The following is a 26,054-nucleotide window of genomic DNA, read 5'->3' on the forward strand; positions in this document are numbered from 1 at the left end:
CGAGTGGTCGAACAACACTGGGGGACAGGGCGACTCAGGAACGCAGGCCGATCTTGACGGAAAGCCGGTCCAGATAGGCCAGCACATCGGCCTCCGGCTTGTCCGGCAGGCCGAACAGCACATCGGTCACCCCGGCCGCGTCCCAGTCGGACAGCTGCTGCGGATCCGGCTTGCCTGCCAGCGCCACGACCCGCGGCGCGCCCTCGCGGCCCTCCTCCTGCCACACCTTGCGCAGCAGCTGCAGACGCTCGAGCAGCGTGTGCATCTCGTAGGGGGTGGTGATCCAGCCGTCGGCCGATTTCGCGATCCAGCGGAAACCCTGCTCGGTCCCCGCGGTGCCGATGAGCACCGGCACCTCGTGGGCGGGCTTGGGCCAGGCCCAGCTGGGCCCGAACTTCACGAATTCGCCGTCGTAGGAGGCCTCCTCCTGGTTCCACAACGCCCGCATGGCCTCGAGATACTCGCGCAGCGCGGTGCGGCGCCGCTTACCGGGAATGCCGTGGTCGGCGAGTTCATCGGTGTTCCAGCCGAATCCGGCGCCGAGGCTGACCCGCCCGCCCGAGAGGTGATCGAGCGAGGCGATGGTCTTGGCCAGCGTGATCGGGTCGTGCTCGGTGGGAAGCGCCACCGCCGTGGACAATTCGATGCGCTCGGTGACCGCCGCGGCCATGCCGAGAGATACCCAGGGATCCAGGGTGCGCATGTAGCGGTCGTCGGGCAGGCTGGCATCGCCCGTCAGCGGATGTGCCGCTTCGCGTTTCACCGGAATATGGGTGTGTTCGGGCACGAAGAACGACGCGAAACCGCGGTCCTCCGCGGCCCTTGCCGCCGTGGCGGGGGTGATGCCGCGATCACTGGTGAACAGTACGATGCCGAAACGCATGTGCGAGTATTCCTTTCAGTCGTTGGCGGCTGCGGCCTTACCCGCGCGCCGCCCGTAGAAGCTGCCGTCGCCGAGCGAGGTGCCGCTGGCGTAGCCGCCGGTGCACACGCCCGAGGTGCACCGGCCCGCGGCGTACAGCCCCGCGATCGGTTCCCCGGACACGTGCAGCACCCGCGAGTCGAGATCGGTCTTCAGCCCGCCGAGGGTGAAACCGCCGGTCATCTCGCGCAGATCGAAGCCCGCCAGCGGAGTCGCGATGGGCTTGACCCACTCGGTCTTCTTGCCCAGCAGCGGATCCCGGCCCTGCTCGGCGTGGCGGTTGTAGACCTCGAGGGTGGTCTGCAGCGCGCCCGCGGGCAGGCCCATCTCCGATTCGAGCTCTTCGACCGTCTCGGCCACCCACTTGGGCGGCTGGCGGAAGAAGCTGACGGTGCTCTCGGTGGCGTTCGCCGCGTCGATGGCGGGCTCGTCCATGATCAGGAAGGCCTTGTTGTCCTGCTGATTCAGGGTCGCCTGCCCGACGCGGCCGCAGTAGGTGTCCTCGTTGATGTAGCGCTGGCCGCGCCCGTTGACCAGGATGCCGCGCGCGACCATCTGCGGGTCGGCGAAGAACGCCACCTCGGCGGCGTCCATGTGAGCGACCTGCGCGCCCAGGGCCTGGGCGACCCGGATGCCGATGCCGTCGTGCTGTTCGATCGAGGCGGCCGGGCGGTTCAGCAGCCGCGGCACGTAGGTCTCGATCATTTCCTGGTTGTACGCGAAACTGCCGGTGGCCAACACGACTCCGCGCCGGGCGCGGATATTCACCTGCTTGCCATAGCGTTTGGCGACGACACCGGCGACGCGGTCGGCGTCGTCGACGATCAGGCACTGGATGCGAATGTCGTATTCGGCACGCACGCCGAGGCTTTCGGCGGTGTCACTCAGCGGCTTCATCAGCATGTAGCCGCCGCCCTGCTCGCCGGTGCGCTTGTTCTGCATCTGCGGCAGGTGCCCGCGCGGGGCGGGCGGGATGGTGTCCTTGAAGGGCGCGGAGTTCTCGCCGCCGGAGTACATCAGGCCCTCGTCGTGCGCGGGCTCCCAGCCCGGCTCGCCCCAGAACTCCTCCTTGAACGGAACCCCCTGGGCGACAAGCCAATCGAAGTGCTCGACGCTGCCCTGGCAGTAGTCGTGCACCTTGGCGGCGTCCACGCCGGGGCCCAGGGCCGCCACCATGAACTTCTCCATGTTCTCCGGGGTGTCCTCGAAGCCCAGCGCCTGCTGCAGCGCGGTGCCGCCGCCGAGGTAGATGAATCCGCCCGACATCGACGCGGCCCCGCCCCAGCCGCCGGTGCGCTCGAGCACCAGCACATCGGCGCCGCCGCGCGCGGCCTCGATGGCGGCACAGGCGCCCGCGACGCCGTATCCGGCGATCACGACGTCGGCCTCGAGATCCCACTCGGTGATCGTGCTCGCGCGCTGCGGTCGGACTGTGGTGTTTTCGGTCATCGTCTGCGGTTTCCTGTCTGGTTCGCTGCCGGTAGGGGCCGTTTCATAGTTGCTCGCGGGAGCGCGGCATGCGCTCAGCGTTTCACTCGGTGGGACTCGCTGCTGCTCGCGCGGCCTTCCTGCGCTGCGAGGCCACCTTGCCGACCACTCCGTCCAGTGTGGTGCCGGCGGGCCAGCCCACGTAGTGGCACAGGAACAGCGCGATCTCGTGCAGCTGCTCCTCGGTGAGTTCCTCGTTGCCCAGGGCCGCGCCGATCTGGATCTCCGCGATATCGAACAGCCCCTGCGCGGTGAGCGCGCCGAGTAGCAGCAACCGCCGGTCCCGCAGGCTCAGCCCCGGGCGGGACCAGATGCCGGCGAACAGGTGATCGGCGGTGACCGCGAAGTGCTCGCCCGGGCCGTCGCTGAACTCCCAGCCGTACACCTCGCTCATCTTGGCCAGCCCGCGGGCGCGGCGCTGTGCAGCGGTTTCGTCGGTCATGACTGCTCCTTTGCGGTGTCGCCGGACCCGACGCCCAGCCCCCGACCGAGGTTATCCAGCGCGAGCCGCGCGAGCGGTAGCGAAACGTCGAAGCGTTCGCCCACCCCCAGTGCCAGCGACAGATCCTTCTCGCCGAGATCGCGCACGTGGCTCAGGATCGGGAACCAGAAATCGTCGGGCGCGACGGGTGCGGTGGTGTCGCGCAGCATGATCGCGCCCGGGCCGCCGGTGATCGCGTCCGAATGGCGGACCACCTTGCCCAGCGCGGTGATATCGAGTCCCGCGGCCTCGGCCAGCCGCTGTGCCTCGGCGGCCGCGGTGAAGGCGACGAAGTGCAAGAGGTTGCGCGCCAACTTCATTCGCGTGCCCGCGCCGACATCGCCCGCGTGCACGACCATTTCGGCAAATCGGCCGAACGGTTCGCGAACTTTCTCGAAGGCGTCGCTACTGCTGCCGACCATGATCGCGAGCCTCCCCTCCTTGGCCCCGCCCGCGCCGCCGCTGATCGGCGCATCGACGAATTCCACACCGTGCTCGGCGCATTCGGCCGCGAGCGCGACGGCGGTCTCATCGCTGATGGTCGAGTGCACGGCAACGACGGTGCCCGCCTTCGCAGTGCGCAGAATCCCGTCCGGCCCGGTGAGCACGGAGCGCACCTGGGCGTCGTCGACGACCACAATCGAAATCACCGACGCCCGCTCGGCGACCTCGGCCGCCGTTGCCGCGCGCTGTGCCCCGGCGGCGACGAACTTCTCCATCGCCTCGGCCCGCATGTCGCAGACCACCAGACCGCCGGGCCAGGACAGCAGCCGGTCGGCCATCGGTGCGCCGATATTGCCCAATCCGATGAAGCCCAGGGGAGTGTCGTCGTCGCTCATGACTCCACCTCGCCGGCGCTCGGCTCCGTCATGCCCGACGGGTCGGCTGTGCCTATTGATCGCTCGCTGCGCTCGCTCATGACCGGAAGATCTGTCCGCCGTCGACATTGAGGATGTGCCCGGTCACCCAGCTCGCCTCGTCCGAGAGCAGATACAGGCAGGCGCCGACCAGATCCTGCGGGGTTCCCATGCGCTGCAGGGGAAGTCGCTTCACCATGTCCTGCACGATGGTGCCGGGGGTGACGGTCTTGGTGGCCTCGGTGTCGATCGGGCCCGGGGCGATCGCGTTGATCCGGATCTTGGAGCCGCCCAGTTCGGTAGCCAGCTGCTGGGTCAGGCCGTTGATGCCCACCTTGGCCAGCCCGTAGAAACCGGAGTACACCCAGGCCGCCGTGGAGGACTGATTCACGATCGAACCGCCACCACCCTTGGACATCGGCTGCCACACCGCGCGGGTCATGTTCAGCGCGCCGTCGAGGTTCACGCTCATGAACTTCTTGTAGTAGTCCCACGGCACGGTGAGCAGCAGGTCGAGCTTCATCTCGCCGTAGATGGCCGCGTTGTTGACCAGGTGGTCGATGCCGCCGAATTCGGCGATGGTGAATTCGGCCAGGGCCGTGGCGGATTCGGGATCCGACACGTCGACGCGGTGGAACGCGGCGGTGCCGCCGTCGGCGGTGATCTGCTTGGCGACCTCCTCGCCCTTCTCGGCGTTGAGGTCCGCGACGACGACCTTCGCGCCCTCGGCGGCCAGCGCCTTGGCGTAGGCCTCGCCGATGCCCTGGGCGGCGCCGGTGACGATCGCGGATCGTCCGGTGAAGCGTGCCATGATGAAAACTCCTCTGCGGGAAGGTTATTCAGCGGTCGCGATCAGCTTGGTTTCCAGGTACTCCTCGAATCCGAGGACGCCGAGCTCGCGTCCGTTCCCGGATTGCTTGTAGCCCCCGAAGGGCGCGTCGGCGCTGTACCAGACTCCGCCGTTCACGCTCAGCGTGCCGGTGCGCACGCCCTGCACCACGCTCCGGATCCGGTCGGGGTCGGTGCCCCAGACCGCGCCGGACAGGCCGTAGGGCGATTCGTTGGCGATGCGGATAGCGTCCTCGTCGCCGTCGTGCGGAATCACGACCAGGACCGGTCCGAAGATCTCCTCCTGCGCCACCCTGGCGGTGTTGGGCAGGCCCGTGATGAGTGTGGGCTGCACGAAGTAGCCGCGCGCGGCATCCTCGGGTCGCCCGCCGCCGGTGACGACGGTGCCGCCCTCGGCGCGAGCGAGGTCGAGGTAGTGTTCCACCCGGGCGCGCTGCCGTTCGGAAATCAGTGGGCCGCAGACGGTTCCGGCATTTCCGGGATCACCGGGGACGATGCCCGACATGGTCTTGGCCGCCGCCCGCACCGCCTCGTCGTAGGACTCGCGCGGCACCAGCAACCGGGTCGTGAGCGCACACCCCTGTCCGGCGTGCACGCAGACCGAGAAGGCCGCATAGCTGCTGGCGGCGGCGATATTCGCGTCGTCGAGCACCACGAAGGCCGACTTGCCGCCGAGTTCGAGGAATACCTTCTTCAGGCTCGCCGCCGCGCCGACCATGATGCCGCGCCCGGTCTGCGTGGAGCCTGTGAAGGAGATCATGTCCACGCGCGGATCGGTCACCAGCTGGGCGCCCAGGCCGTGATCGTCGGAGGTGACGATATTGACCACGCCCGCCGGGATGTCGGTCTCCTCCGCGATGACCTTGCCGACCAGTGCCGCGCACCACGGGGTGTCGGGCGCGGGCTTGAGCACGACGGTCGCGCCGGCGGCCAGGGCTGGGCCGATCTTGGCGAAGTTGATCTGATGCGGGAAATTCCACGGGGTGATCGCGCCGACCACCCCGACCGGCTCGCGGCGCAGCGTCCGCCCGGACTTGATGCCCATGGGCGCGGCGGAGCCGAGATCCGTTTCCCAGAAGTAGTTTTCGGCCAGCTCGGCAAAGTATCCGAGGTCGCCGATCGGGCCCTCGAGCTGCGGTCCGCTCGTCAGCATGCGGGGCGCGCCGGCCTCGGCGATGGTGATCTCCCGCAGCTCCTCGATGTGCCCGCGCAGGGCGTCGCGCAGCTGGCGCAGGCAGCGCGCCCGGAAGGCGGGATCGGCGGACCAGGATCCGGCATCGAAGGCGGTGCGGGCCGCGGCGATGGCGGCGTCCATATCGGCCGCGTCGCCGTTGGCCGCCTGGCCGAGCACCTCCTCGGTCGCGGGGTTGGCAGTGGCGAACGTCCCGGCCCCGCCGGGGACCAGCTTGCCGCCGATCAGCAGTTGTGAGCCGTCGGGGGTGACGAGCGCGCTCATCAGTAACTCCCATGCTGTCTGGACACGTGTACGGACTATATGTTCGCGATCGTTGCCAGCGCAAGAACCTGTTGCAGTTGGCGTATCCGTCCCCGGTGGGGTCGAGATTTCCGCGGGATCCGGGCGTGACGACGGCGCGGCGGCGGACCGGGAGGGCATCGGCGGGCGGCCGTCGTGCCGGAGAACCTGCCCGAGCAGGCGTGAAATCGCTGACCAACTCCGGCTCGCCTGCAAAAATGGAGGAATGCATTGTCCGCCGCGCGGGGCGATGGTACGGTCCAGACACATGTCCAGCTACGTGTCTTCCATGACGGCTGCGCGCCGTCTTCGGAGACTGAACACGTTCTCGAACCGGAGGTGAACACGGTGACTACCGCTTCCCTCGAACCGCTCACCTTCGATCCGTACGACTACGGCATCCACGACGATCCCTACCCCCTGTATCGGCGGCTGCGCGCCGAGGCCCCGCTCTATCACAATCCCGAGCTCGGGTTCTGGGCGCTGTCGCGGCACGCCGACGTCACCGCCGGATTCCGGGACAACGTGCGCCTGTCGAGCGCCAACGGCGTCTCGCTGGATCCGGCGGCCTGGGGGCCGCACGCCCACAAGATGATGTCCTTTCTCGCACTGGATGATCCGCGGCATCTGCGGCTGCGCCAGCTCGTCTACAAGGGCTTCACCCCGCGCAGGGTCACCGAGATGGCCGATCGCATCCGGGAATTGACGCTGCGAAAGCTGGAACCCGCACTGGCGCAGGGCAGTTTCGACTGGATCGAGGCCGTCGCGGGCACCGTGCCGATGGACGTCATCTCCGAACTGATGGGCGTGCCGGAGCCGGATCGCGCCGAGATCCGCCGGCTCGCCGATCTGGTGGTGCACCGCGAGGACGGCGTGCTCGACGTGCCCGAGGGCGCGGTGCATGCCACGCTCGAGCTGGTCGGCTACTACGCCGACATGATCGCCCAGCGCCGTCGTGCCCGCACCGGCGATCTCACCTCCGCCCTGCTGGATGCGGAGGCGGACGGGGACCACCTGTCCGACGAGGAGATCCTCAGCTTCATGTTCCTGATGGTGATCGCCGGGAACGAGACGACGACCAAGCTGCTGGGCAATGCGCTGTATTGGGGCGCACGCGATCCCGCGCAGTACGCCAAGGTGGCGGGGAATCCCGAGCTGGTGCCCGACTGGATCGAGGAGACGTTGCGCTACGACACCTCGACTCAGATCCTCGCCCGCACCGCCGCGGTCGACCTCGAATACCACGGCGACACGGTGCCCGCGGGCTCGAAGGTGCTGCTGCTGATCGGGTCCGCGAACCGGGACGAGGCCGTATTCACCGATCCGGAGATCTACGACATCGAACGCCCGGACAAGGGTGGGCTGGTGAGCTTCGGCCGGGGCGTGCACTTCTGCCTCGGTGCACACCTGGCGCGGCTGGAGGCCGGAATCGTGTTGCGGGAGTTCGCCGATCGAGTCCGCGAGTACGGCGTCGACACCGCGGGCATCGAGCGCGTGCACTCCACGAACGTCCGCGGTTTCGCCAAACTCCCTGTGACGGTGCGTGTTCGATGACACGCGACCACGGGGATGGCAAGGCGGCGGAGCGTGCGGAGCCGACGGGGCGGGTAGACACTGTGACGATTGCCGAGGTGACCGACTGATGCCGAGATTCGAACCCAATCCGCAGCGACGACCGGCGCTGATCGCCGGCGCCTCCTCCGGGATCGGAGCGGCCACCGCGGTCGCGCTGGCCGAGCTCGGGCATCCGGTCGCGCTGGGGGCACGGCGTGTGGACACCTGTGTACAACTCGCCGAGAAGATCCGTGCCGACGGCGGCGAGGCCGTGGCGCTGCGCCTGGATGTGACCGAGGCAGACTCGGTCGAGGAGTTCGTCACCGCCGCCGAGGCGGCCCTCGGGCCCGCGGAGATCGTGCTGTCCGGCGCCGGGGATCTCGAGTTCGCCCTCGCGCACGAGATGGACTCGGAGCAGTTCCTGCGGCAGGTGCAGGTGCATCTCGTCGGCGCGCAGCGCCTGGCGCATCGCGTGTTTCCCGGGATGGTCTCCCGGCGCCGCGGCGATTTCGTCTTCATCGGCTCGGACTGCGCCGACAGTCCGCGGCCCCGGATGGGTGCGTACAACGCCGCCAAGGCCGGCCTCGAGGCGATGGCCCGGCAGATGCGAATGGAGTTGGAGGGCACCGGGGTTCGCGCCTCGGTCGTGCGTCCGGGTCCCACCCGGACCGGGATGGGGATGACCGCCTCGCCCGAGGTGGTGGGCCCGCTGCTGGACGACTGGGCCCGCTGGGGTTTCGCCCGCCACCCGTACTTCCTGCGGGCCTCCGATATCGCGGCCGCGGTGGTCGCGGTGGTCAGCGCGCCGCGCGGCGCGCATCTGGTGCTGGTCGAGGTGCAGCCGGAAGCGCCACTGGCCGAGCGTGAGCCGAAGGATTCCCGCGCTTGCGAGGATGCGAAGGGCGGCCGGTGATGCGCATCGTGGTGGACACCGATCTGTGCCAGGGGCATGCGGTCTGCCAGGACGAGGCGCCCGCGCTGTTCACGGTGCCCAAGAACGGCACCGTGCAGATCCAGCGGGCCGATCCCGGCGGGGATCTCGAGGCCGCCCGCGCCGCGGTCCGCTACTGCCCGACCCGGGCGCTCTCGATCGTCGACGACGACGAATAGCGCCGACAGCCAACAGTCCTGATAGCGAAGGAATTTCACAATGGCCGGATATTCCCGCGACGAACTAGACGAGATGATCGAGCGCTGGGTCGAAGAGAACAAACGCTGTGAGGCCCAGGGGGATTGGCGTCCCCTCGCCCAGATGTACACCCCCGACGCGACCTACGGCTGGAATTACGGTCCGCAGCAGGAATTCATGGCCGTCGGGCGCGAGGAGATCCGCGAGCTGGCGCTGGGCCAGGAGATGGACGGCCTGGAGGGCTGGACCTATCCCTATCAGGAGTTCGTCGTCGACGAGCGCAGCGGCAGCGTGATCGGCTTCTGGAAGCAGATCAACGAGGCCACCCGGCCCGACGGGCGCAACTACAGCCCCGAGGGGCTCGGCGGCAGCTGGTTCCGCTACGGCGGCGACTTCCAATGGTCCTGGCAGCGCGACTTTTTCGACTTCGGCAATGTGGCGGCGCTTTTCGTGGAGATGATGTCCGCCAACGCGCTGTCCGACGGCATGCAGAAGAGGATCGCCCGCTCGATGTCCGCCGAGCCGTTGCCGGGGTGGTATCCGGTCGGCCAGTCCCCGGTCCCGCTGTGGTGAATGCGTTGTCCGGCAGCCGATTCGACGAGTTGACCCGGGACCGGCTCGCGGCCCTGGTGCCCGAGCTGCTGCTCTGCGGGCACCTGATCGACCGCTCCGGGATGGCGCATTCCATCGCGGCGTTCGGCCGCGAGGGGATGGCGCAGGTGGCGATCGAGGAGTGGCAGCTGGCCAGCCCGGTCTACACCCGCCGCATGCGCACGGCCCTGGGCATTGCGGGGGACGGTGTGGACACCATCTTCAAGGGCCTGCAGCTCGATATCGGCGCGCCGCCGCAATTCATGGACTTCCGATTCCGGGTCACCGATCACGACCATGGCGAATTCTGGCTCGACCACTGCGGCGCCCTGGCCGACGTCGAGCCGATGGGCGAGGATTTCGTGGTCGCGATGTGCCACACCATCGAGGACCCGACGTTCGATGCGACCGCGCTGGCGACGAATGTGCATGCACAGGTGCGGCCCATCCACCGGCCGCCACGTCATCCGGCGGATCGAGTCCCGGTGTGCGCGTGGACCGTGGTCATCGATCCCTCGCACGAGCCGCCGCCGGTACCGGTGCACGCGGCGCGGATCGAGGGATCCGAGGCGGCGCGAATCGTGCTGGAGCCCATAGATTCCGGCGATGAAGGCCGGGGCGACTATGCTGGGCCGCTGCTGAGCGACATCCGGTTCGAGGACTTCTCGAAGTCGGCGCTGGTGCGCATCGCCGACGAGGTGTGCCTGCAACAACACCTGCTGACGCTGGGTTTCATGGTTGCTGTTCGCGAGCGCGCCGGAGTGACCAAGGACGCTTCCAGGGTGAGGGAGGCCGCGGCAGAGACACAGGCGGTCGAGATCGCCCGGAAGCAGTTCACCGGCATCGCGGGCCTGACTTCCGAGCGCCTGCGCCGGGTGCTCGGTCTCGATGACACCCCGGCCGCGCTGGCCCGGGTGCTGCGCTGCCACCCGGCATGGAATCCGCTGCCCTACATCGACATCGATATCACCGCGTACCACGACACCGTCGTGCTGCGGCTGCGCCGCGACTGTCCCGGCGTGCGCGACGGCGGCTGGCCCGCGCTGCTGGACGCGGATCACCTCGCGCCGCTCAATGCGATGGCACGGGGTGTGAATCCGCGCTTCGACGTCCGAGTCCGTGCCGCGGATGAGGCTGAGATCGTGTTCGAGATCGCCACCGCGCCAACCGCATTCCGCGAGCTGCCGGAGGTGGCGATCACCCGCTTCAGCACCGGAGCGGGATTCACCTTCACCGAGCGGCGGTCGCTGCCGCTGACCGTCGTGTAGACCCGCGGGGTCGAATTCTGCGAGAGGCACGGATATGCCCAATAATTTCGCCGACCTGTTCGAGCACTCCGTGGACGCCATGCCCGACCGCATTGCCGTGGTGCAGGGCGAGCGCCGCAGCACGTTTGCGGACCTGGAGCGCCGGGCCAATCAGCTGGCCCACCATCTGAATTCGGCCGGGATCGGTGCGGGGGCGCACGTCGGATTCCAGATGCACAATTCCATCGAAACCCTCGAGACGCTCGTCGCCTGCTTCAAGCTGCGGGCGGTGCCGATCAATATCAACTATCGGTACGGGCCCGAGGAACTGCGCTACATCTTCGACAATGCCGATCTCGAGGCCCTGATACATCACCGTTGCTATGCCGCGGCGATCGAGAAGGCTCGCGCGTCGGTGCCCTCGATCCGCTACGCCCTCGTCGTCGAGGACGATCAGGGCGGGACCGAGCTGCCCAGTACTGCCACGCCCTACGAGGTGGCCTTCGAAAATACCTCGACCGCACGGGATTTCGGTGAGCGCAGCCCCGACGATCTGTTCATGATGTACACCGGTGGCACCACGGGGCTGCCCAAGGGCGTCATGTGGCGGCAGGAGGACATGTGGCGGGTGCTGGGTGGCGGTATCGACTTCTATTCCGGTGAGCCGGTTGCCGACGAATTCCAGCAGTCGCGCACCGGCGCCCAGGGCGATCCGGCGCTGTGGTTCGTGCTGCCGCCCCTGATCCACGCCGCCGCGATGATGCCGACCTTCACCGCGCTGTGGTCCGGCAGCGGTGTGGTGTTCGAGCCGCGCTTCGACGCCGCCCGGATCTGGCGGGTGCTGGCGGAGGTGCGGCCCGCGATCGTGGTCATCACCGGGGATGCGATGGCCCGCCCGCTGATCGACGCCTATCGGGCCGCGCCCGTCGACACCGGCTCCATGATCGCCATCGGATCGGGCGCGGCGCTGCTGTCACAGCCGGTGAAAAACGAACTGCTGGAACTGTTCCCGCACACCATCATCACCGACTCCATCGGCTCCTCCGAAACCGGTTTCGGTGGCATCGGTTTCGCCCAGAAGGACGATGATCCGGGGCGCGGCCCGCGGGTGCAGACCGGACGTGGTGCGCTGGTGGTGGACGATGAGGGCCATCCGGTCGGGCCCGGCCGGGAGGGATGGGTCGCCAAGACCGGATCCGTGCCGATCGGCTACTACAAGGATCCGGTCAAGTCCGCCACGCTCTTCCAGACCGTGGACGGCGCCCGCATGGTCGTCACCGACGACCGCGCCCGCGTCGAGGACGACGGCTCCGTCACGCTGCTGGGCCGGGGCAACATGGTGATCAACACCGGCGGCGAGAAGGTCTTCACCGAGGAGGTGGAGGCGGTCGTGAAGGCGCACGCCGGCGTCTACGACGTCGTGGTGATCGGTGTCCCGCACGAGCGCTGGGGGCAGCAGGTCGCGGCCGTGGTCTCCGCGAGCGGCCCCGGTCGCATCGACTTCGAGGACCTGGCCCGCCATGTGCGCGCCCATCTCGCGGGCTACAAGCTGCCGCGCAAGATCTGGGTGGCCGAATTGGTCGGGCGCACCCCCAGCGGTAAACCCGACTATCGCTGGGCGAAGGAGTACGCCGAAGGTCGCGAGCCCGATCACGAAGTCCGCTGACCAGGCGGTGCAGGCGCCCCGGGAGATCGCGGGGCGCGACGTCCCGCTCACCGGGATCACTCACCCGATTTTCGCCTCCGAATCAAATAAGAACGTGTTCTACTTGGGAGATGTCAGCCGTGCACACTGTCCTCGGTGAAAAGGTCACGATGCCGGTCGAGATCCGCGACGCCGACGCGGCCTCGGCCATGTTTCTCGCGGACGCGGAGGCCGCGCGAAAGATACTGGCGGGCACCGGATTGGAGGCCGTAGTCGTCGCGGGCCGGGCGATCTGCTCGCTGGCCTTCGTGCGGTACGTCGACGGCGATCTGGGCCCGTATCACGAATTCGCCTTCGCCCTGCTCGCGCGCCTGCCGGGCGACCCGTCCAGTGTCGGGGTCTACATCCCGTGGCTGCCGGTGAATCAGAGCTTCACCTGCGCGGCAGGTCGCGAGATCTGGGGATTCCCCAAGGAGGTCGCCGACATCCGGATCGCCCGGCGCGGGCGCGGCAAGCGCTGCGAGGTGCGGGTGCACGGGCGCGTGGTGGTCACCATGCAGACCAGCGGCGGCATACCCGTGCCGTCGCGGTTCGGTGGCGCCTCGATCGCGGCCTACACCAACCTCGACGGTATGCTGCGCAGCACGCCGTGGGTGATGAATCCTGCGGATGTGCGAATGCGGGTGGGCGGCTGCAAGGTCGAACTCGGCGACCATCCGATCGCCCGGCAGATGCGGACGCTCGGACTGCCGAGCCGGGCGCTGTTCACCAGCGAGATCGGCTCGCTGCGAATGACTTTCGAGGATGCTGAGGAGATCAAATGACCAAGACAGCCCTGGTGACCGGCGCAGCGAGCGGTATGGGCCGGATGGCCGCGCAGCGCCTGGCCGCCGCCGGATATCGGGTGGCCGCGGTCGACCTCAACGAGGCCGGCCTGGCCGAAACCGCCCAGCACTCACCGAATATGAGCACGTACACCTGCGATGTCTCCGATCCCGCCGCGGTCGGCGCGGTGGTGGAGAAGGTGCGCGCCGAGCTCGGTCCGATCGAGCACCTGGTGCACGCCGCGGCGCTGTGCCGGGTGGGTTCGGCGCTCACCCATGACGTCGCGGAGATGCGCAGGGTCATGGAGGTGAACTACCTGGGCACGATCAACCTGTGCCAGGCCGTGATTCCGGCCATGAAGGCGGCGGGATCGGGCACGGTGGTGCTGTTCGCCTCGGTAGCGGGCTGGGTGCCCTCGCCCGGGCTGGGCGCGTATGCGGCCTCGAAATTCGCAGTCGTCTGTTACTCCGACGTGCTGGCCCAGGAACTGGCCGGCAGCGGCATCCGGTTCCTGTCGATCTGCCCGCCGCACGTGGAAACCCCACTGCTGACCGGGATTCGCGACGCCGACCCGGCGGTCGTCGCCGGTCTGAAGGGCATGGCCCCGGAGAAGGTCCTCGATGCCATGGAGCGGGCGCTGGCCAAGCCGAAGAACCCGATCTTCATCTTCCCGGGGCAGGCGCTGCCGCTGCTGCTGGCTCGCCGCTTCGTCCCGAACCTGCTGCGCAAACAGATCTCTCGCTTGATCAAGCCCACCGTGTAGGGACTCGCCTCGGCGCCGGGTGGCCGGCGCCGAGGGCTGCTCAACGTCCCTTGAACTCCGGCTTGCGCTTCTGCGCGAACGCCTTCGGGCCCTCCTTGGCGTCCTCGCTCGCGAACACCGCCAGGCCCACCTTCGCGTCGATCTTGAAGGCCTCCTCCTCGTGCATGCCCTCGGTGTCGCGGATGGTCTTCATGATCGCCTGCACGGCCAGTGGGCCGTTGTTGTTGATCATCTCGGCCAGCTCGAGGGCCTTGTCCAGCGCGGTGCCGTCCGGGACGACGTGGCCGATCAGCCCGATCTCCTTGGCCTCGGCCGCGGTGATGTGGCGGCCGGTCAGCAGGATGTCCATGGCGACGGTGTGCGGGATCTGGCGCGGCAGCCGCACGGCCGAGCCGCCCATCGGGTACAGGCTCCAACGCGCCTCGGACACACCGAATTTCGCGCTCTCGCCCGCGACGCGGATATCGGTGCCCTGCAGGATCTCGGTGCCGCCGGCGATGGCCGCGCCCTCGACCGCCGCGATCAGCGGCTTGCTCACCCGGTAGCCCTTGAGCAGGCCGGGGATGCGGGTCGGGTCGAACTTGGTGCCCTCACCCATGTTCTTGCTCGGGTCGTTGCGGCTCATCGCCTTGAGGTCCGCGCCGGCGCAGAACGCACCGCCCGCGCCGGTGAGGATGCAGGAGCGGATCTCGGGATCCTCGTCGACCCGCTTCCACGCCTCGACCATGATGTCCATCATTTCGCCGGTCAGCGCGTTGCGGGCGGCCGGGCGATTCATGGTGATGATGAGCGTGGCGCCGCGCTGCTCGACCAGTGCGTGGGGCTCGGTGGTGCTACCCGTTTCAGTTGCTGCCGTCGTCATTCGCCGACCCTCTTTTCCTGGTGATACTCGCGTGTCGGGAAGGAAGTTACCCCGGACCGTTGTCCACAACAATAACGTGTTCTAGTTTAGAGGATGGTGACAGCCGTCACGGCGGCGGCAACTTAGGGAGACTCGATGGAGACAACCACGCAGAGCGGCGCGACCACGCTGCCGCCGCGGATCATGAAGACGCTGATCGACCGGCTGACCGCGATGGTGACCGCGGGCACCGCCGGCGAGAAGCGCGAGCCCTTCGAGATGATCGAGGTGTACACCGGCGGCGTCGTCGGCGAGCTACCGCAGTCCTCGCCCGAGGACGTCGTCGCGGCCGTCGCCCAGGCTCGCGCCGCGCAGCGCGAGTGGGCCTCCTGGTCGGTGGATCGCCGCGTGGCGGTGTTCCAGCGCTGGCACGAGCTGCTGCTGACCGAGATCGAGACCATCGCGGACCTCATCCAGATCGGCTCCGGCAAGGCCCGGCGCATGGCCATCGAGGAGGCCTGCGACCCGGCGATGGTGGCCAGCCACTACATCAAGACCGCCAAGCGGGTGCTGAAGCCGGTGCAGCGCGGCGGCTACATGCCGGTCATCTCCGCCTCGACCGAGCAGCACCGGCCCAAGGGCGTCGTCGCGGTGATCGCGCCGTGGAACTTCCCGTTCGCGATCGCGATGTCCGATTCGACCCCGGCGCTGATCGCGGGCAACGGCGTGGTACTCAAGCCCGACAACAAGACCGCGCTGTGCACGCTGTTCGGCGTCGAGCTGCTGTACCAGGCGGGCCTGCCGCGCGGGCTGATGCAGGTCGTGTGCGGCGGCGGCCCCGACGTCGGCCCGACGCTCATCGAGAACTCCGACTACGTCATGTTCACCGGCTCCACCGCGACCGGCCGGACCATCGGCGAGCTGGCCGGGCGCAACCTGATCGGCTGCAGCCTGGAGCTGGGCGGCAAGAATCCGATGCTGGTGCTGGACGACGCCAATCTCGACGACGTGATCCCGGGCGCGGTCTTCGCCGTGTTCGGCAACACCGGCCAGGCGTGCATGCACATCGAGCGGATCTACGTGCACGACAAGGTATATGACGAGTTCGTGCGCCGATTCGTCGCCGCCGCAGCGGAATTGGGCGCCACCGCCGGGGCCTCCTACGGCACCGATCCGGAGATGGGTTCGCTGGTTTCGGTCGATCACATGGAGAAGGTGGCCTCGCACGTCGAGGACGCGCGCGCGAAGGGCGCCACCGTGCTGACCGGCGGCAAGGCCCGCCCGGATCTGGGCCCGGCGTTCTACGAGCCGACGATCCTGACCGGGGTGACCCCCGAGATGACGCACGCGACCATGGAGACCTTCGGCCCCGTGGTCACCGTATACCGCTTCAGCGACGAGAACGACGCCGTCGAGCAGGCCAACGCCACCACCTACGGCCTCAACGCCAGCGTATGGAGCCGGGATCTGGCCCACGCCAAGCGGATTGCCGATCGGATCGAAGCGGGCAACGTCAACGTCAACGACGGCTTCGTGGTCAGCTACTCCTCGAAGATGACGCCGTCGGGCGGGATCAAGCAGTCCGGCGTCGGCAGCCGGCACGGAGATTCGGGTCTGCTCAAATACACCGACACCGTGCACATCGGGGTGCAGAAGCGGCAGGTGATGGCGGCGCGGGCGGCGATGCCGTATGCCAAGCAGCTGCGGACCACGCTGCTGACGCTGCGGATGATGCGGAAGTTGGGTATTCGCTGAGCGGGCGTAAACGATTCGCCCGCTGGTGATTTCGTCGCCGCGGCCCTGCCCTTCGGGGCGGGGCCGCTGCGCTGTCCGGCTGCGGCGGATTCGCGTGCGCAAGCCGGTGGGCCCGCCGGAGCGTCGGTGGTCCGGGGCGGGAATCCGTCGATGCAGGGGGCGGCGCTGGCCGGATATCTCGATTTTCTGGCCGCTAGGCTCTCTCGCCCCAGCGCCGGAATACCTACCGTGATCAGCTATGACGCATTACGACGTGCTGATCGTCGGCTCCGGATTCGGTGGCAGCGTGAGCGCGCTGCGGCTCACCGAGAAGGGGTATCGGGTCGGCGTGCTCGAGACCGGACGCCGCTTCGCCGACGACGAGTTCGCGAAGAACTCCTGGCATCTGCGCGAATACCTGTGGGCGCCCAGGCTGGGCTGCTACGGGATTCAGCGGATGACGCTGCTGAAGGACACCTTCATCATGAGCGGGTCCGGGGTCGGCGGCGGGTCGCTGGTGTACGCCAACACGCTGTACGAGGCGCCCGAGCAGTTCTACCGGGACAAGCAGTGGGCGCACATCACCGACTGGCGGGCCGAGCTGGCTCCGCACTTCGACCAGGCCAGGCGCATGCTCGGCGTGGCGGAGAATCCGGCGACGACGCCCGCGGACCGGGTGCTGCGGGAGGTCGCCGAGGACATGGGTATCGGCGAAACCTATCGGCGCACGCCGGTAGGAGTATTGTTCGCGGACAAGGATTCCCGGGCGGGTGGCGAGGTATCCGATCCCTACTTCGGTGGGGTGGGGCCCGAGCGGCGCACGTGCACGCACTGCGGTGAATGCATGACCGGATGTCGGCACGGGGCGAAGAACACCCTGGTCAAGAACTACCTGTACCTGGCCGAGAAGGCGGGCGCCACAGTGCATCCCCTGACCACAGCCGTGACGGTGCGGCCGCTGCCCGGCGGCGGATACGCGGTCGACACCGTCCGCACCGGGCGCTGGATTCGCAAGGGACTCACGAGGTTCACCGCCGATCAGGTGATCCTCTCCGCAGCCGCCCTGGGTACCCTGCAACTCCTGCACAGCCTGCGCGATCGCGGTGTGCTGCCGAATATTTCGCCCCGGCTCGGGCATCTGGCGCGCACCAATTCCGAGGCGGTGCTCGCGGCGCGGTCCCGGCGCAAGGACACCGATTTCACCAAGGGGGTGGCGATCACCTCGTCGATCCACCCCAACGACCACACGCACATCGAGCCGGTGCGCTACGGCAAGGGCAGCAATGCCATGAGCCTGCTGACGACGGTGATGGTCGACGGCGAGGAGGGCAGGAGGCGCTGGGTGCTCGGGCTGCGGGAGCTGGTGCGCCGCCGCCGGGACCTGCTCTTTCTGCACAACCCGCGGCGCTGGTCGGAGCGAATGGTCGGCGTGCTGGTCATGCAGAATGTGGACAATTCGATTGTCACATATACCAAACGCGGGCTGTGGGGACGCAGGATGACCACGAGGCCCGGCACAGGCCAGGCCCCACCGGCGTGGATTCCCGAGGGCAACGACGTCACGCGCCGCATTGCGGAGAAGATCGGCGGTGTCGCACAGGGGAGTTGGACCGAGCTGGCGAACATCCCCATCACCGGACACTTCATCGGTGGCTGCGCCATCGGCGACTCGCCCGAGACCGGGGTGGTCGATCCGTATCAGCGGCTGTACGGCCACGAGGGCCTCCACATTGTGGACGGCTCCACCATCTCCGCCAACCTCGGTGTCAACCCGTCGCTGACCATCACCGCGCAGGCCGAGCGTGCAATCGCGTTGTGGCCCAACAAGGGTGAGCCCGACCCGCGGCCCGCACCGGGCGAGCCGTATCGTCGGATCGCGCCCGTCGCGCCGCGGTCTCCGGTGGTTCCACCGACCGCGCCCGCGGCCTTGCGCCTGCCGATTACACCTGTATGAAATCGCACCGACCCACCGCAGGACGCGCGCAAATGCGGGAAACTCGGCAGTGATCGAAGCGAATCGCACAACGCCAGGGAGTCCAACGATGTCTCAGCCCTCCGCTGCCTACCCGAGCGCGGTACCGGTCGGGGTCGACACCGCTCGCGCCAGCATCGCGCGGGTCTACGATGCCGCCCTCAACGGCAAGGACAACTTCGAGGTCGATCGCGAGGTGCTGGACCAGGTTCGCACGGTGGCACCGGGGGTAGCCGAATTAGCCTGGGCCAACCGGGATTTCCTCATCAGAGCCTGCCGCTTCCTGGCCGGGCACGCCGGCATCGACCAGTACCTGGATCTCGGTTCGGGCCTGCCGACCGCCGAAAACACCCACCAGGTCGTGCAGCGCATCGTGCCCGATGCCCGGGTGGTCTATGTGGACAACGACCCGATGGTGCTGGCCCACGCCCGCGCGCTGCTCGGGGACAATCCCCAGACCACCATCGTCAGCTCGGATATCTTCCAGCCGTTCGAGATCCTGACGAATTCCGTGATCCGGGACGAACTCGATTTCGACCGTCCCATCGCCCTCATCCACAACGGCACCCTGCATCACTATCTGGGCGAGGACGTCGCCGAAATCATGCAGAACTTCATCGACGCCCTGCCCGCGGGTTCCTACGTGGCCCTGTGCCACTTCTTCAATCCCGAAACCCCGGAACTCACCAGCCTGGCCGAAAGGATGGAAGAGAAATTCATCCACAGCCCCATGAGCAGCGGCCGATTCCGCACCCGCGCCGAAATCCAGGCCCTGTTCGGAAACCTGGAAATGGTCGAGCCCGGCCTGGTCGTCGCGGATGAATGGTGGCCCGACGGGCCGTTTATCGAGCCTCTCTCGGATGTTCGCAGGTGCATTGCCGCGGGTGTCGGTCGTAAGAAGTAGTCGAGAGGCTCCCGGTTCATCGCGCCGGGAGCCGATCGGGATGCGGCGCTTGTCGCCATGTCACCGCAATTATGGTGGCTGAATGACATCAGCGAGAGTGTGGTCGGTTACCTCCACGACGTCCGGCGAGGACGACGCGCGGACGATCGCGCGCGCCGTGGTCGCCGAGCGGCTCGCGGCCGGGGCCGAAATCACCGGTCCCGCAACATCGGTCTTCTGGCACCTCGGCGAGGTCGGCGAGGGCAAGGAATGGCGAGTAACGATGCGCACCACCGCCGCGGTCCGCGATCGGCTCGCGGCGCGCATCGCCCAATTGCATCCGTGGACCAGACCCGAGATCACCGCGACGCCGATCGAATGGTGCCCGGACGCTTACGCCGAATGGGTCGAGAGCTCTACCGGGCCGCAATAGGCCCGATACGCGTGCCGATCGCCTACAGCCACTAGGCATTCCGCGGCCCTCAACCGAGATTCCATCCGGCCTCGGCGGCGTGCGAGTGAAATGCCTTCCACGCCTGCCAGACTCGCGTCGCCCCGAATTGCGCGTTGAACCGCAACACATCCCGGACATCGTCCAGGCTCGCGCCGCCACCGAGCGCGCGCTGGATATGGATGCGGAACGTATCCTCGAGCGTCTGGTAGTGGATGTCGATACTCATTGAGGTGAAGGCTCTTTCGCGGACGGTCAGCGTGTCCGGGCCCGAGGGGGAGCGCATCCGGGACTGCAGGTCGAAGTAGTCCAGGAAGTACGGGTCCAGCTCGGCCAGGATGGCGCGCGCCGATTCGGGCAGGGGTGAGGGCGGGGCGTCGGGGCCGCTGGTCAGCAGCTCGGCCGGGAGTTCCGCGGTATTCGGCCGTGCCAGGCCCAAGACGGTTTCCAACTCGACGAGTCGGTCGAGTGCGGCCAGGGCCGTGTGGTAGCCGCTGTCGAAGGAGATCAGGCGCAGCAGGGCGCGCACGTCGGCCGTGGTTACACCCAGGCGCAGGCCGATGCGCAGATGCACCTCGAAGGGCAGGCCGAGGGCCTGGTCGCAGACGTCCGCGGTCAGGCGCAGCAGCACCTTTTCCCGGTCGGTCAGCCCGGATACCGCGTTGCAGTGGCGGGCGGACGCGGTGACCATCTGCGCGAAGATCGGATCGAGTGCGCCGATATCGACGCCGGTGGGCGGGGTGATTGCGGTCATGACGACCACTCCTAGCTCTATGTACAAATGTCGCGCTACAGCTGTAGCGCTATGAATGTAGCGCAATGGCCGTACGCTTACAATGCCGTTATGGAGGAGACTTCGGCCCCGCGCCGCCGCCCGAACGCCCGCGGACGTGGTGAGGTGTTGCGCGAGGAGATCGTCGAAACCGCCATGGCGATGCTCGACGAGCTGGCCGACGACGAGGCGCTGTCGCTGCGTGCGGTCGCGCGCTCGGTGGGCATCGCCGCCACCTCGGTGTATCTGCACTTCCCCGACCGGGATTCGCTGGTGCTCGCGGTGGCTGGGCGCTTCCACGAGGAACTGGTCGGCCGCGGCGACGCTGCCGACGCCGCGGAATCCGATCCGGGCCGCGGCCTGCGCGCGCGCATGCTGGCCCAGATGGCTTGGGCGCGAGAGCATCCCGGCCTCTACAAGGTGCTGCACGAGAGCTCGGTGCACCGCCGGCTGGGCATGCCGTTCAAGGAGGTGATGGTCGAGCGCACCGTCGATGCGGTGCGGCGCTGCATGGATGCGGGCGTCGCGCCCACGGGCGACGCGAAGACCGTCGCCATCGACCTGCGCACCGCCGTGAACGGCATGCTCTCCCAGCGCATCAACGAACCCGACATGCCCTGGCCCCCCGCAGAAGACCAGCTCGACCGGTTCCTGGCCAAACTCGTCGGCCTCGGGCAGTCGCCGGCTCGCGAATAACCGAGGTGCACGCTCCCGTGTCGACCACCGCGGGAGCCTCGTTTGCCTGCGATGATGGGCAAATCCACCGTGATCAGGAGGGTCTATGCCGTACGCCGTCGAGTTCGACAACGTCTCCACGACCGGCTTGGAATCATCCCCGGTCGCAGCCGCCCTCGCGGGCCTGCGGGCTAACGAGGCGCGCTACTTCAAGAACAAGTACAACCACGTCTTCACGGTCGTCCCCGCGGCCGAGGAGCCGCAAGCCCTCGAGTGGGTGACCCGCATCCTGTCCGACGAACGCGGCATCGTCATCGCCTCGCCCGCGCTCGAGGTGACCTCGTTCGAGGTCGAGGGCATCCGCATGGCGTACGTCTTCTACCGGTCCGGCCTGTCCATCAACGTGATGTACACGATCGCGGACGCCGGAAAGCGCGCGGTGGGCTTCAAGCTCTCCGAGGGGATGGAAGTCCCGGAAGAGTTGTCGGCGTTCAAGTTCGCGCGCCAGAAGTCGAAGCTGGCGGGCGTGATTCGCGGTTCCTACTTCGTGATCAAGGGCGAGTACTGAGCCCGAAACTCCCTGGGCGCCTGGGTGACTCGGCTTCTCTCACGGCACGATTTCGACTTCAGGTGGAGGTCGCGGTGCCGGTCACTCGGACGGATGCGGACGCCTGCTCGCTGCGGCCCGCCACCGAATACATGACCATTGAGGAACGCGGCACTAGCGGCGAGCGAGCGGGAGAATCAAGCCGGTGTCGTTGCAGCCGGCGCATCCGGATCACCGAAGACGCTCGGGGCGGGTCAATGTGACCGTAACCAGTCGCGGTAGTGGGTGGTGGTCAGGTGAGTGCCTTCGGGTGCGGTGAGCACGTCACCTTTGACCAGGGCGAACAGGCCAGCGGTGGGGTCAGTGACGACGTGGCGGTGGTCGCCGGTGGCCTCCAGCGTGATGCGGCCCAGTTCGTCGAGCGTGAAGACATCGGGGCCGGCGATGTTGCGGGTGCCGCGCAGCGGGGCATTTGTGGCGACGTCGGCGACTTCGGCGGCCACCTCGACGGAGCTGATGGGCTGGATCGGGGTGGCGGGCAGGCGGACGACGTCGCCGTCGGTGGTCCATTCCATCGTCGGCGCGACGAATTCCATGAACTGGGTGGCGCGCACGATCGAGTACGGGATCGGACCGATCTTGACCAGATCCTCCTGCAGCGTCTTCGCCCGGTAGTAGGCCATGTCGGGGACCTGGTCCACGCCGACGATCGACAGCGTCACGATATGCCCTACGCCCGCGGCCTGCGCGGCCGCCAGCAGGGTGGTCACCGAGGTGCGGAAGAACTCGAGTGAAGCGTCGTCGAAGGTGGGCGAGTTGGTCACGTTCACCACGACCTCGGCGCCACGTACCGCCTCGTCGATTCCGTCGCCGGTGAGCAGATCGACGCCGGTCGAGCGGGAGTGCCCGGTCGCGTCGTGTCCGGTAGTGGTCAGGTCACTGATCACCTGCGAGCCGATGAGTCCGGTGCCAAAGACAGAGATCCTCATAAGATGTTCCTTCCCTTTCCCTTTCGCGGATTCTGGCGGAATTGTCAGGGTGTGGTGCGGTAGAACTCGGCTGCCGTCAGGGTCGCGGGCACGCCGAGTTCGGCGGCGACCGCCGTGATCGCACTGTTCCCGACGGTGAGGTCGGCCTGGCCGTCGGTCGTGAAATACGGTGCGATGAACGTCTCGTAGTGGGCGCGGACCTCGGCCGCGGTGTGCCGGCCGAGAAATGCCCGAAGGTGCCGCACCGTGGTGTCGGGATCTTTGTGGATCACCTGCAGGGCTCGTCGGTGGGCTCGCACGACGGCCTGCACCACGGGTGCGTCCGGCCGGATGTGTGTGGGGTCGACGGCAACGCCCACGGTGGGGATCTGGAAATGGTCTCCGACCCAGGCCAGTACACGCCAGCCGTACTCGGCCGCGATCGCCTCCGGAGCCATGGTGCTGCCGACGAACGCGGCATCGATCTCACCGTCGTGAAGTCGGCGCAGGTCCATGCCGTAGTCCCCGGGTGGGCGCACGACGCACTGGATGTCTCGGTCCGGATCGAGACCGGCGCCGCGCAGCACGATGCGGGCGAAACATCCTGGCGCGGTGTGCGGTTCGTGTACTGCGAGCCGCCGCCCGGCCAGATCGGCCAGGGAGCTCACGTCCGGGTGGGCAAGGAACCAGAACAGTGGGCGCTGGGTGTTGACGGTGAGTGCGACCCAGGGGACGCCATCGGTCAGCCGGGACAACAGCGCCCGGCCGAGCCCGATGGTGGCGACCCGACGCAGCCGCTGCTCGTCCCAGGCGCACCCGTCCCGCAGCGCGACGTGTACGTTCTCGTCGACGTAGAAATCCTCCTGGTCGGCGATGTAGGCGACCAGTTCCTCGTGCAGGCCCCGCCCGACGAAGGCGAGATCGATGGTGTGCATGACCGTTCCTTTCGAACCTTCGTTCAGTACATGGCCATTCCGCCGTTGACCGCGGCGGTGGTGCCGGTCATGAAGGAGTTGTCCTCGCCGGCGTAGAAGGCGACCACCTGGGCGACGTCGTCCGGGAGTGCCAAGCGGCCCAGCGGTGTGGCGGCAATCTGGCGCCGCGTCTGCTCCTCGTCGAGTACATGCGAGATCTTGGTTTCGGCGACGGGGCCGGGCTCGACGACGTTCACGGTGATGCCCGCCGGGCCCAGTTCCTGGGCCAGATACCGGGCGAACTGGGTGAGCGCGGCCTTGGCCGTACCCAGCGCGATCATGCCTTCCCGGGGCCGGCTGCTCAGGCCGGTGCCCAGGTAGATCAGTCGTCCCCAGCCCTGATCGGTCATCGCGGGCAGCACGGCCTTGGTGACGACGAAAGCCGCGCGCATCTCGTCATCGAGCTTGCCGCCCAGCTCTGCCCAGGCCATCTCCCGGAACGGTTTGATCGTGTACGGGGTCAGTGCGTTGTGCACCAGCACATCGACCTCTCCCCACGCCGCCCGGACGTTTTCGATGAGGGCATCGACCGCCGCCACTTCACACACGTCGGCCTGTACGGCCATGGCCTGGCCGCCCCTGGCTTCGATGTCCGCCACCACCTCTTCGGCGGCCGCCTCGCTGTGCAGGTAGTTGACCACCACGCGCAGTCCGCGCCCGGCCAGCAGTCGTGCTGTGGCCGCGCCGATTCCGCTGCTGGAACCGGTTACCAGAGCGACCCGGCTGGTTGTCTCGGTCATGAGTAAGCCCTCCTGTCGCTGCCGGGGCGGATCGCCCCGTAGAGCACTGTGTCCACGGTCGCGCGGAGCAGATCGGCTGCGGTGTAGTCGAGTTCGCGCGGTAGCCGCGAGTTCAGTAGCCGCTCCACCGCGCCGCGAGTGATCTCCCCGAGCAGTTCGGGCGGCGCCGACAGCACACCACGTCCATGCCCGTCCCGGAACAGCTCGTCGAGCCGCTGGTAGACGATCGTGTCGATGCGTTGCTCCACATGCCGGCGCAGCACCGCCTCGCCGCGCCCGGTGGCGAGCTGAGCCGCGCCGATCCGTTCGAACTCACCGCACGCCGCGAGCAGGAACCGCTGCATCCGCTCGCCGAACGACGTGCCTTCCTCATTGTCCAACGCCGCGCTCAGCGTGCGCTCGACAACGTCGAATTGCCGGTCCAGCACCGCGGTCAGCAGGCTGTTCTTGTCGGGAAAGTGACGGTAGATCGTCTTTTTGCTCATCCCCAGCGCACGGGCGAGATCGTCCATACTCACCCGCCCCGGACCCGGCGCGAGGAACAGCCGACCGGCCGCCTCCGCGATCACCTCTGCCCGCGCCGAAAACGACGTCGACGCCGCCGTGGCGTACGGTTAGTTGCGCGGCAAGACGTCCCGTCGCGTGTGGGTCGGCGACCTCGAGCAGTTCCCCCGCGAACTGTCGCGCCGCCGGCGGGCAGCGCCGCGACGGCTTCGTTGACGCGGTCGAGACTGCGGCCGGTGAGCTAGACGACGCTGCGATGTCATCGCTTGTCCCCGAACATATCTCGGTGTGCGCGCAGGTAGTCGTCGACGGTTTGGGCGCGGCGGCCGGTGAGTTGCTCGACGGTGTCGGTCGATCGGTTGTATCGGTCGTCGCGATGGAGTCGTGCCATCGTCTCGAGGTGCTGGCGCACATGAGGCGGCAGTGGTTCGGCATCCATGCGCGCGGACCACTCACTCTCGGACGGGGTTTCGGCCACGATCGTGCGGCCGAGGGCGCGCGTATAGCGCTGGGCGAGCTGGTCGAGGTCCAGTGTTTCCGGGCCGGTGAGTTCATACACCTTGCCCACGTGCGGATTCGAGTCGAGCAGCACGGTGGCGACGACCGCGGCGACGTCGTCGGCGGCGACCGGGGACGTCTTGCCCTTGCCGAACGGCAGTGCCAGCGTGTCGTGGTCGCGGACGGACTGCGCGGCGAACATCGTGAACAGTGGGTTCTCCAACAGGATCGTCGGCCTGATGTGCACCGCCGGCAGCGTGCTCCAGTCGACGACCTGTTCGGCGAGCCACTGCAGGCGTTGCTGGTGAGATTCGTCGGTGCTGGTCGCAGTCATCTGGGACACCGTCATCTGGGACATGTTGACCAGTACCTGTAGGTCCGGGTTCATGCGCAGCACCGAGCACACGACCGCGGTGGCCTCGACGTATTGGGTGGAGACGCTCATGTTGAAGAACACCCGGTCGGCCGATTCGGCGGCGGCCGCCACATCGGCGGGATTGGTCAGGTCACCGACGACGACGTCGGCGCCGAGTGTGCGCAGGGCGTCGGCACGGGCGTCGTCGGTGTGGACCATCGCCCGCACCGAGGCACCGTGGCCGAGCAGCTTGTCGACGACCAGCCTGCTGATGCCGGCGACGCCGCCGGCGGCGCCGGTCACGAGATACTGGAT

The 26,054-nt window shown here is 67.9% G+C and carries 27 protein-coding genes; 14 read left to right on the top strand and 13 right to left on the bottom strand.

All coding sequences use genetic code 11. The features are described 5' to 3' along the window. Positions 1-34: 34 nt before the first annotated feature. The 6 genes from ABH933_RS39470 to ABH933_RS39495 form a co-directional block, all read right to left on the bottom strand. Positions 35-883 (bottom strand): LLM class F420-dependent oxidoreductase, encoded by an 849-nt coding sequence (locus ABH933_RS39470; RefSeq protein WP_429426838.1) that lies wholly within the window; start codon positions 881-883, stop codon positions 35-37. A 15-nt stretch (positions 884-898) separates the two neighbouring features. Beyond that, complete coding sequence (locus ABH933_RS39475) at positions 899-2,371, bottom strand: FAD-dependent oxidoreductase (RefSeq protein ID WP_429426840.1); 1,473 nt, start codon at positions 2,369-2,371, stop codon at positions 899-901. Positions 2,372-2,453: 82 nt separating this feature from the next. Beyond that, positions 2,454-2,852, bottom strand: a complete 399-nt coding sequence (locus tag ABH933_RS39480) for a carboxymuconolactone decarboxylase family protein (RefSeq protein WP_429426843.1) — start codon at positions 2,850-2,852, stop codon at positions 2,454-2,456. Continuing rightward, on the bottom strand, positions 2,849-3,730 hold the full coding sequence (locus ABH933_RS39485; RefSeq protein WP_429426846.1) for an NAD(P)-dependent oxidoreductase: 882 nt from the start codon (positions 3,728-3,730) through the stop codon (positions 2,849-2,851). Before ABH933_RS39485 ends, ABH933_RS39480 begins: the two co-directional genes overlap by 4 nt. A 76-nt stretch (positions 3,731-3,806) precedes the next feature. Then, the gene (locus tag ABH933_RS39490; RefSeq protein WP_429426848.1) at positions 3,807-4,559 is read right to left on the bottom strand and encodes an SDR family oxidoreductase; all 753 of its coding nucleotides are present in this window, start codon (positions 4,557-4,559) and stop codon (positions 3,807-3,809) included. A gap of 24 nt (positions 4,560-4,583) precedes the next feature. Continuing rightward, positions 4,584-6,053 (bottom strand): aldehyde dehydrogenase, encoded by a 1,470-nt coding sequence (locus ABH933_RS39495; RefSeq protein WP_429426851.1) that lies wholly within the window; start codon positions 6,051-6,053, stop codon positions 4,584-4,586. Positions 6,054-6,419: 366 nt separating this feature from the next. On the opposite strand from ABH933_RS39495, the gene ABH933_RS39500 reads away from it, so the two are divergent. The 8 genes from ABH933_RS39500 to ABH933_RS39535 all read left to right on the top strand — a co-directional run bounded on the left by ABH933_RS39500 (position 6,420) and on the right by ABH933_RS39535 (position 13,825). Beyond that, complete coding sequence (locus tag ABH933_RS39500; protein ID WP_429426854.1) at positions 6,420-7,625, top strand: cytochrome P450; 1,206 nt, start codon at positions 6,420-6,422, stop codon at positions 7,623-7,625. An 88-nt stretch (positions 7,626-7,713) separates the two neighbouring features. After that, positions 7,714-8,538, top strand: coding sequence for an SDR family oxidoreductase (locus ABH933_RS39505; protein ID WP_429426856.1), 825 nt, complete (start codon positions 7,714-7,716; stop codon positions 8,536-8,538). After that, on the top strand, positions 8,538-8,735 hold the full coding sequence (locus ABH933_RS39510; RefSeq protein WP_429426859.1) for a ferredoxin: 198 nt from the start codon (positions 8,538-8,540) through the stop codon (positions 8,733-8,735). The genes ABH933_RS39505 and ABH933_RS39510 overlap by 1 nt, the downstream gene beginning before the upstream one ends. A gap of 40 nt (positions 8,736-8,775) precedes the next feature. Beyond that, entirely contained in the window at positions 8,776-9,327 is a 552-nt protein-coding gene (locus ABH933_RS39515; RefSeq protein WP_429426862.1) for a nuclear transport factor 2 family protein, read from the top strand. Further along, positions 9,321-10,613: a hypothetical protein gene (locus tag ABH933_RS39520; RefSeq protein WP_429426865.1), complete on the top strand. Its 1,293-nt coding sequence runs from the start codon at positions 9,321-9,323 to the stop codon at positions 10,611-10,613. Before ABH933_RS39515 ends, ABH933_RS39520 begins: the two co-directional genes overlap by 7 nt. Before the next feature lie 34 nt (positions 10,614-10,647). Then, positions 10,648-12,258 carry an acyl-CoA synthetase gene (locus tag ABH933_RS39525; RefSeq protein ID WP_429426868.1) on the top strand — a complete coding sequence of 537 codons (1,611 nt, stop codon included), beginning with the start codon at positions 10,648-10,650 and terminating at the stop codon, positions 12,256-12,258. A gap of 110 nt (positions 12,259-12,368) precedes the next feature. Beyond that, on the top strand, positions 12,369-13,061 hold the full coding sequence (locus ABH933_RS39530) for an acetoacetate decarboxylase family protein (protein ID WP_429426871.1): 693 nt from the start codon (positions 12,369-12,371) through the stop codon (positions 13,059-13,061). After that, positions 13,058-13,825, top strand: a complete 768-nt coding sequence (locus ABH933_RS39535; protein ID WP_429426873.1) for an SDR family NAD(P)-dependent oxidoreductase — start codon at positions 13,058-13,060, stop codon at positions 13,823-13,825. Before ABH933_RS39530 ends, ABH933_RS39535 begins: the two co-directional genes overlap by 4 nt. Positions 13,826-13,865: 40 nt before the next feature. Here ABH933_RS39535 and ABH933_RS39540 read toward each other — a convergent pair whose 3' ends face one another. Beyond that, a complete protein-coding gene (locus tag ABH933_RS39540) occupies positions 13,866-14,687 on the bottom strand; it encodes a crotonase/enoyl-CoA hydratase family protein (protein ID WP_215915370.1) in 822 nt (273 codons plus the stop codon). Positions 14,688-14,822: 135 nt separating this feature from the next. On the opposite strand from ABH933_RS39540, the gene ABH933_RS39545 reads away from it, so the two are divergent. The 4 genes from ABH933_RS39545 (at position 14,823) to cutA (ending at position 19,688) form a co-directional block, all read left to right on the top strand. After that, entirely contained in the window at positions 14,823-16,421 is a 1,599-nt protein-coding gene (locus ABH933_RS39545) for a succinic semialdehyde dehydrogenase (RefSeq protein ID WP_429426875.1), read from the top strand. A 238-nt stretch (positions 16,422-16,659) separates the two neighbouring features. Next, complete coding sequence (locus ABH933_RS39550) at positions 16,660-18,354, top strand: FAD-dependent oxidoreductase (protein WP_429426877.1); 1,695 nt, start codon at positions 16,660-16,662, stop codon at positions 18,352-18,354. Positions 18,355-18,442: 88 nt separating this feature from the next. Then, entirely contained in the window at positions 18,443-19,276 is an 834-nt protein-coding gene (locus ABH933_RS39555; RefSeq protein ID WP_429426879.1) for an SAM-dependent methyltransferase, read from the top strand. An 82-nt stretch (positions 19,277-19,358) separates the two neighbouring features. After that, the gene (cutA, locus tag ABH933_RS39560; protein ID WP_429426881.1) at positions 19,359-19,688 is read left to right on the top strand and encodes a divalent-cation tolerance protein CutA; all 330 of its coding nucleotides are present in this window, start codon (positions 19,359-19,361) and stop codon (positions 19,686-19,688) included. Positions 19,689-19,737: 49 nt separating this feature from the next. On the opposite strand, the gene ABH933_RS39565 is transcribed toward cutA, so the two are convergent. Beyond that, positions 19,738-20,460, bottom strand: a complete 723-nt coding sequence (locus tag ABH933_RS39565; RefSeq protein WP_429426883.1) for a carboxymuconolactone decarboxylase family protein — start codon at positions 20,458-20,460, stop codon at positions 19,738-19,740. Positions 20,461-20,550: 90 nt separating this feature from the next. Here ABH933_RS39565 and ABH933_RS39570 point away from each other — a divergent pair, with 90 nt between their 5' ends. Then, the gene (locus ABH933_RS39570) at positions 20,551-21,174 is read left to right on the top strand and encodes a TetR/AcrR family transcriptional regulator (protein ID WP_429426885.1); all 624 of its coding nucleotides are present in this window, start codon (positions 20,551-20,553) and stop codon (positions 21,172-21,174) included. 85 nt (positions 21,175-21,259) lie between these two features. Beyond that, on the top strand, positions 21,260-21,721 hold the full coding sequence (locus ABH933_RS39575; RefSeq protein WP_429426887.1) for a phage tail protein: 462 nt from the start codon (positions 21,260-21,262) through the stop codon (positions 21,719-21,721). A 233-nt stretch (positions 21,722-21,954) separates the two neighbouring features. Here the strand turns inward: ABH933_RS39575 and ABH933_RS39580 are convergent, their stop codons facing one another. From ABH933_RS39580 to ABH933_RS39600, 5 genes are all read right to left on the bottom strand, one after another. After that, positions 21,955-22,689: an SDR family oxidoreductase gene (locus ABH933_RS39580; RefSeq protein ID WP_429426888.1), complete on the bottom strand. Its 735-nt coding sequence runs from the start codon at positions 22,687-22,689 to the stop codon at positions 21,955-21,957. Positions 22,690-22,733: 44 nt separating this feature from the next. Continuing rightward, the gene (locus tag ABH933_RS39585; RefSeq protein WP_429426890.1) at positions 22,734-23,603 is read right to left on the bottom strand and encodes an ABC transporter substrate-binding protein; all 870 of its coding nucleotides are present in this window, start codon (positions 23,601-23,603) and stop codon (positions 22,734-22,736) included. A gap of 23 nt (positions 23,604-23,626) precedes the next feature. Further along, positions 23,627-24,382 carry an SDR family NAD(P)-dependent oxidoreductase gene (locus tag ABH933_RS39590; RefSeq protein WP_429426892.1) on the bottom strand — a complete coding sequence of 252 codons (756 nt, stop codon included), beginning with the start codon at positions 24,380-24,382 and terminating at the stop codon, positions 23,627-23,629. Next, positions 24,379-24,951 carry a TetR/AcrR family transcriptional regulator gene (locus tag ABH933_RS39595; RefSeq protein WP_429426894.1) on the bottom strand — a complete coding sequence of 191 codons (573 nt, stop codon included), beginning with the start codon at positions 24,949-24,951 and terminating at the stop codon, positions 24,379-24,381. The genes ABH933_RS39590 and ABH933_RS39595 overlap by 4 nt, the downstream gene beginning before the upstream one ends. Positions 24,952-25,145: 194 nt before the next feature. Further along, a complete protein-coding gene (locus tag ABH933_RS39600) occupies positions 25,146-26,042 on the bottom strand; it encodes an NAD(P)H-binding protein (protein WP_429426896.1) in 897 nt (298 codons plus the stop codon). Positions 26,043-26,054: the final 12 nt, after the last annotated feature.

The sequence above is a fragment of the Nocardia sp. GP40 genome, from assembly GCF_050434125.1.
GTDB lineage: Bacteria > Actinomycetota > Actinomycetes > Mycobacteriales > Mycobacteriaceae > Nocardia > Nocardia albiluteola.